Source organism: Shewanella sp. 125m-7 (genome assembly GCF_052977045.1).
This window is the reverse complement of record NZ_JBRILQ010000079.1, coordinates 1-5,912: the sequence shown is the minus strand read 5'-3', so window position 1 is coordinate 5,912 and position 5,912 is coordinate 1. Positions and strand designations below refer to the sequence as shown.

General features: G+C 43.1%; 4 protein-coding genes, 3 tRNA genes and 1 pseudogene. 1 reads left to right on the top strand and 7 read right to left on the bottom strand.

Annotated elements, in window-relative coordinates; genetic code table 11:
- The 4 genes from ACVBIL_RS20395 to ACVBIL_RS20380 form a co-directional block, all read right to left on the bottom strand.
- A partial coding sequence (locus ACVBIL_RS20395; protein WP_447168761.1) for a GTP-binding protein occupies nt 1-263 on the bottom strand: 263 nt, incomplete at its 3' end.
- Nucleotides 264-456: 193 nt separating this feature from the next.
- Nucleotides 457-530, bottom strand: a tRNA-Gly gene (locus ACVBIL_RS20390).
- Between the two features lie 35 nt (nt 531-565).
- Nucleotides 566-650: transfer RNA gene (locus ACVBIL_RS20385), tRNA-Tyr, on the bottom strand.
- 7 nt (nt 651-657) lie between these two features.
- A tRNA-Thr gene (locus ACVBIL_RS20380) sits at nt 658-733 on the bottom strand.
- Nucleotides 734-967: 234 nt separating this feature from the next.
- On the opposite strand from ACVBIL_RS20380, the gene coaA reads away from it, so the two are divergent.
- Entirely contained in the window at nt 968-1,918 is a 951-nt protein-coding gene (coaA, locus tag ACVBIL_RS20375; protein ID WP_447168760.1) for a type I pantothenate kinase, read from the top strand.
- 28 nt (nt 1,919-1,946) lie between these two features.
- On the opposite strand, the gene birA is transcribed toward coaA, so the two are convergent.
- From birA to ACVBIL_RS20360, 3 genes and pseudogenes are all read right to left on the bottom strand, one after another.
- Nucleotides 1,947-2,909 carry a bifunctional biotin--[acetyl-CoA-carboxylase] ligase/biotin operon repressor BirA gene (birA, locus tag ACVBIL_RS20370; protein ID WP_447168759.1) on the bottom strand — a complete coding sequence of 321 codons (963 nt, stop codon included), beginning with the start codon at nt 2,907-2,909 and terminating at the stop codon, nt 1,947-1,949.
- 1 nt (nt 2,910) lies between these two features.
- Nucleotides 2,911-3,936, bottom strand: a complete 1,026-nt coding sequence (gene murB / locus ACVBIL_RS20365; RefSeq protein WP_447168762.1) for a UDP-N-acetylmuramate dehydrogenase — start codon at nt 3,934-3,936, stop codon at nt 2,911-2,913.
- A gap of 627 nt (nt 3,937-4,563) precedes the next feature.
- Nucleotides 4,564-5,614 (bottom strand): annotated as a pseudogene (locus ACVBIL_RS20360) (IS630 family transposase).
- Nucleotides 5,615-5,912: the final 298 nt, after the last annotated feature.

Genomic DNA, 5,912 nt, shown 5'->3' with positions numbered 1-5,912 from the left:
TAATCGGCGTGACCAGGACAATCTACGTGTGCATAGTGACGTGCAGGAGTGTCATATTCGATGTGAGAAGTATTAATCGTAATACCGCGCTCACGCTCTTCTGGAGCGTTATCGATCTGTGCGAAATCACGTACAACACCGCCATATGTCTTTGCCAATACGGCAGAGATAGCAGCTGTAAGAGTTGTCTTACCATGGTCAACGTGTCCGATGGTACCAACGTTTACGTGCGGTTTTACGCGTTCAAATTTTTCTTTAGCCATGGTATTGCCCCAATCCAAGTATTTGGTGATGAAACTGCATATAGCAAAAAACCCGACGCATTAAAATGTCATCGAATCAGTTAGTAAGATAATCAGGGCGAGAGAAGCAGGAGGGTGCTGATGGTTGGCTTAAACGGGAAAAAGCACTCGAGACCGAGTGCTTCCTACTGATTAAGTATTATCAGCAAAATTTTGGAGCGGATGGCGGGAATCGAACCCGCGTTATCAGCTTGGAAGGCTGGAGTAATACCATTATACGACATCCGCGGAACCTACTTCAGGTTACCTAACTACCTAGAATATGGTGGAGGGAGAAGGATTCGAACCTTCGAAGGCTGAGCCGTCAGATTTACAGTCTGATCCCTTTGGCCACTCGGGAACCCCTCCAGAGAAATGGTGCCGGCACCAAGAGTCGAACTCGGGACCTACTGATTACAAGTCAGTTGCTCTACCAACTGAGCTATGCCGGCGTGTCATTTCGGTAGCGGATATTATGGAAATGTTCGCCTAAGTGCAATAGCAAAAGTGAAATATTATTAAAAAAGTCTATCAAATGATGTTTTTTTCTACTCTAGCGCCATTTTGCGTACACTTTTAAGGCTTTTAAAAGCAATTCGAGTTTAAAGCGAGCAACCCACTTCTCATTGCAGTTGTTCGTAATAAATTCATAGTGTACTGTGCCCTCCTGAACGGAGAACTTCGCAATGTCCCAACCCAATCAAATTCACAATGCTCTTTACCTCGCATTTCAACGCCTACAGTGGGCAGGACTGAGAGATTCAGTCCCATTAACACTTAGCGAACATGATTTGGCCGATTTGCGAGGTATCAATGAAAAGATATCACTATCTGAGGTCACCGATATCTATTTGCCTTTAAGTCGCCTTTTGAACCTGAACGTAGGTGCAAAACAGCAACGCGGCTTGGCATTGAATGAATTTCTAGGTCATGTGCCACCTAAACGTCCCTATATCATTAGTATTGCGGGCAGTGTCGCTGTAGGTAAAAGCACTACAGCACGTATTTTGCAAGCGCTACTAAGCCATTGGCCGGAACACCCTAGAGTTGATTTGATCACAACTGATGGTTTTTTATATCCATTAGCTGAACTTAAGCGGCGCGGACTATTACAACGCAAAGGCTTCCCTGAAAGTTATGATATGAAGGCACTTGTCGAGTTTATTTCAGCAATTAAAGCTGGTGAGCCGGCAGTGAGTTCACCGATTTATTCGCATATCACCTATGATCGAATTGCCGATAAACAGCAGTGGATCCGCCAACCAGATATACTCATTATTGAAGGGTTAAATGTTTTACAGACGGGTCAAGATTCCCCCGTCGATACACAGCGACCTTTTGTATCTGATTTTGTCGATTTCTCGATCTATGTTGATGCCAATGAAACTCTCTTAAAGAAATGGTATGTCGATCGTTTCTTGCAATTCAGAACCGGGGCATTTAGTAGCGAAGGTTCTTATTTCCATCATTACTCAAAGCTAGATGATGCCGAAGCAACCGCAACCGCTTCAAATATTTGGGATACGATTAACGGACCTAATTTGACCCTTAATATTTTGCCTACACGTGAAAGAGCTCATCTTATTTTACAAAAAGGACCTGACCATATGATGGATCAAGTCCTATTGCGCAAATAGCCTGTTAACTAAGCCAAATAAATATCGATTAGTCTGCTTTACGCAGGCTAATCTCACCACCTATATAACTATGTAACCCAGATTCAGTTTCCAAAACTATCGCGCCTTGCTCGTCGATCCCTCTACACACACCATGCACTTCATCTTGTCCCATTAGTAATTTCACCGCATGGCCTTCAAACAGGTCTGCCGCACTCCAGCGCTCTGTAAATGCTTTTAGACCCGAGCTTTGAAATAGACTTAGGTCTTGCTGCAGTTGTTTTTGCAAAAGCACTAACAAGGCGGTCTTATCAGGCATATTGAGCTGGCCCGATAAGTCGTTCCAAGGCTGATCAATTTTGGCAGCATGTTGCTCCCCCATTGCCATGTTTAAGCCAATACCGATTACCAAGTTACACTGACTGTCGGTTTGGCCATTCATTTCAATTAATACACCAGCAAGCTTCTTGTTCTCAAGATATATATCATTCGGCCATTTAACCCCGACATCTTTTACATCGAGTTGCTCTAACACAGAAACGATGGAACACGCTACAACTAAGCTTAAACCCATGGCTTGTGCCATACCTTGTGGAAACTGCCAATACATAGAGAAGTATAAGTGACACCCATACGGAGAAACCCAAACTCGACCTCGTCGGCCCCGCCCAGCCGATTGATACTCTGCAACACAGATATCACCGGAAACAAGTTCCTCAGCATGCTTAAGAATAAATGCATTAGTACTGGGTATATCATCAAAATAGAAGCAACGGTTACTAATTTGGCTTTTCAGATTTGCCTCATCGACCAACGAAATGGGTCCGTTTAGGCGATAACCTTTACCTTTGACGCTATAAATATCGACACCGTACTCCTCAAGTCCAGAAATATGGTTACTCACTGCAGTCCTAGATACGCCTACAATCGTAGCTAACGCTTCACCAGACACAAAAGTGCCTGCCGCTAACTCTGATAAAATTTGTCTTTTGCGACCCCATTGCTCAGCCATGCTATAAGTTCCTTTCACCATATGCCGTTATCATTCGCGGCTCAGGCTCAAGCCTGATACCAAACTGTGTCTCAATTTTCTCAACAATTACTTTTGCCAACAAAAGTACATCATCGCTACTAGCGTTATCTTTATTAATAAGCACTAATGCCTGATTTTCGTGTACCGCAGCCCCGCCGACTTGAAAGCCCTTTAGTCCCGCTTTGTCAATCAGCCAACCTGCAGCTACTTTTGTTTGCCCATCAGCATGAGGGAAGCCGACTATTTCAGGATATAAGATAGTCAGCTTGGCAAATTTTTTGCTATCTATGAGTGGGTTTTTAAAGAAACTACCAGCGTTACCAAATACAGCAGGATCAGGCAATTTAGCTCGGCGAGTTTCGCAAATACTATCAAACACTTGCTGAGCAGTGACTTGTTCAGCTTTAAATGACCTAAGTGGGCCATAATCTAATCGAGGAACCCAAAGCTTTGGCAGTTTAAAGCCAACTCTGGTGATCACCGCCTTACCTAACAGCGCTTGCTTAAAGATAGAGTCTCGATAACCGAAATCACAAGTATTGGCAGCTAAACGTACTAACTGGCCATCACGCAAATCAACGTACTCAACCCAATCACAAAAATCGTTTAATTCGACGCCATAAGCACCAATATTCTGGATTGGTGCAGCCCCGACCGTGCCAGGGATCAATGCTAAATTCTCTAAGCCTGCAAGTCCATTTTCTAAACAAAAGCATACAAGGTCATGCCAGTTTTCACCCGCAGCTACCGAAAGGTGATGATCAGTATTGTCAGTAGAAACTTCGATTCCCTTAGTTTCAACCAATACGACCGTTCCTTCAAAATCCTCACAAAGAATAACATTGCTGCCGCCACCTAAAACTAACATCGGCTCTTTGGACTTATATAAATAACAACAAGTTTCAATTAACTGCTGACAGGACGAAGCATGTACTAATTGACGACACGAGTGTGCTAATGCAAATGTATTGTATGATTTAAGGGGGTGAGTCGGGCTAGTTTGCATCAGGATTTCATTAGCAGTCAAAACGCTATTGTAGCCTAAAGTCGCCATTCGAAAAAGCTTCCTTGCCGCAATGACAATCAAGTGTCAGAGCCGAGCCAATCTGAGAACACTGACGGGCCGCTACGCCTCTTTCGAACATGTAGCTTTAGGAAAGCAGGAGTGATCCATTGTGTGAAAATGAAATAGCTTTACATTCCCGTTGTAGCTTTCACCTGTGGCTTATCCGAAGCAACCAACCGAGTAACGCGGTAAATGGAGCACAAATGTAACGTAGGTCATCAATGTTAAACAGTGACGGTCCTTATCTTTTAATTTCACGGTTCCCAAATACAAAGAAGCTCCAACACTCTTCGTTTACCAAAAAAAGCCTTTTCATAATGTTGCAGGTCATTCTCCAAATTTAATTTCCGCCCAATCTAATCCCCATTGCATTAACTAACCGACCCATTTAATCCAATCTCTCCAGCACAAGATTTTGACCCTATCTCGACGCTCTCAAATAAAGATGCTCCACGCTATCAATACTTGATCAACAATGTCATAAAAACCTGAAAACACTCTATTAGATATCACCTCAGCCTAGCCACTGCCAAACTTGTTCTATTAGTTTTATACCAAACGGGAAAGCTAACTGAGCATATTTCCGCAGTCCCTAGAACACATTTCTGTCACTCGCTCTGAACTCTCAGTAAAGGTATTCCAAGCTTCACAAACACTATCGACAATGTCTTCATCATTTTTGAAAGCGCTATGAACGAGGAGTCCCCTTGTGTCAGGAGCGTTGCCGCATCCAGTTCCATACTTGTTCAATTGAATTAAGCTCTGGTGAATAGGGCGGTAATTTGATGATGCTGACATTTTTGAATTGATCTGCAATACCGTCTGTATGCCAACCGCCACCATCCATGAGTACTACAGCATGCCTATCTATGTCAGTGGCTTCTAAGATCTGTCTTAAGTGGAGGATCATTGCTTCTTTGCTTGTCCACGGAACCACAATTGCTTGGCCTATACCTCTGCTGGGGCATACGGAGCCAAAAAGGTATGCATATTCGAATTGCTCTGGCGTACAACCCTTGGCTGCTACCTTTTCGAGCCCAAATCTTAGTTGTTGTGTTTTGTTGACCGAATCTTGCTTCATCCTGAAACCAGATATCGATGCGATCTAAAGGAAGGTATTACGGGATCTTAAGGACCGCTTTAATCTGGAATTTTTTTTAAATTCCCCTTGAGCCTCTATTGATTGCTTTGGGTGCTTAGAACGTGAGGTTATCCATGATAAAACCCATATAATTCAACAAATAATAGATTAAGTCAGGGGGATAAGCTTTGCCAAACTCTGACAAAATATAGCTGTGTATGTGTGCCCCCGTTAATCTACCACCTTGATCGCTGCTTGCTCTTTTCTCTATATAGTCAGCGAGTTGAGCTTGCTGTTCTGTGCTGAGAAATGCAGGTCTTCCTGTACGCGGTTTTTCTTGCAGCTCGCTAGCCCTTCTTCTAATTAGGCATGTAGCCACTTATTGACGCTGGCTCTAGTCACTTTTAAAAATAGTGCAATTTGAGTTCGAGGTTTTCCATCCTGAAAAAGAGCCCGTGCAAGTAGGCGCATCTTCATTTGCATAGATTTTTGCTCACGAGCTCGAGCTGTAAAGTCAGTATTTTTAAAGTTATCCATAACCATAAATGAAGATAATACGATGAATGCAATTAGATCCTATTTTTAGTATTAGTAGCTCGTCATCTTCCAGGTTGTGAGATGCCGAGCTGCCAATAAACCTTATTCCAACAAATCGAAAACGAAAAAAGCCCGTTGCGTTAGCAACGGGCTTTATCGCTTCTCTTTCGAGAATATAGTTTTGTCTTCACTTTTACAAAAGTGAAAATAAAAGTGGCGCCTGGAAATGACCGAATCGGTTCACGCAGTGAACACATGGGGGCGGAGAGGTTGCGTTTTATGTACGAAGTACATTGCA

Excerpts from the sequence above, each read along its gene's own strand:
- murB (WP_447168762.1), bottom strand. The coding sequence starts at position 3,936 with ATGCAAACTAGCCCGACTCACCCCCTTAAATCATACAATACATTTGCA.
- birA (WP_447168759.1), bottom strand. The coding sequence starts at position 2,909 with ATGGCTGAGCAATGGGGTCGCAAAAGACAAATTTTATCAGAGTTAGCG.
- coaA (WP_447168760.1), top strand. The coding sequence starts at position 968 with ATGTCCCAACCCAATCAAATTCACAATGCTCTTTACCTCGCATTTCAA.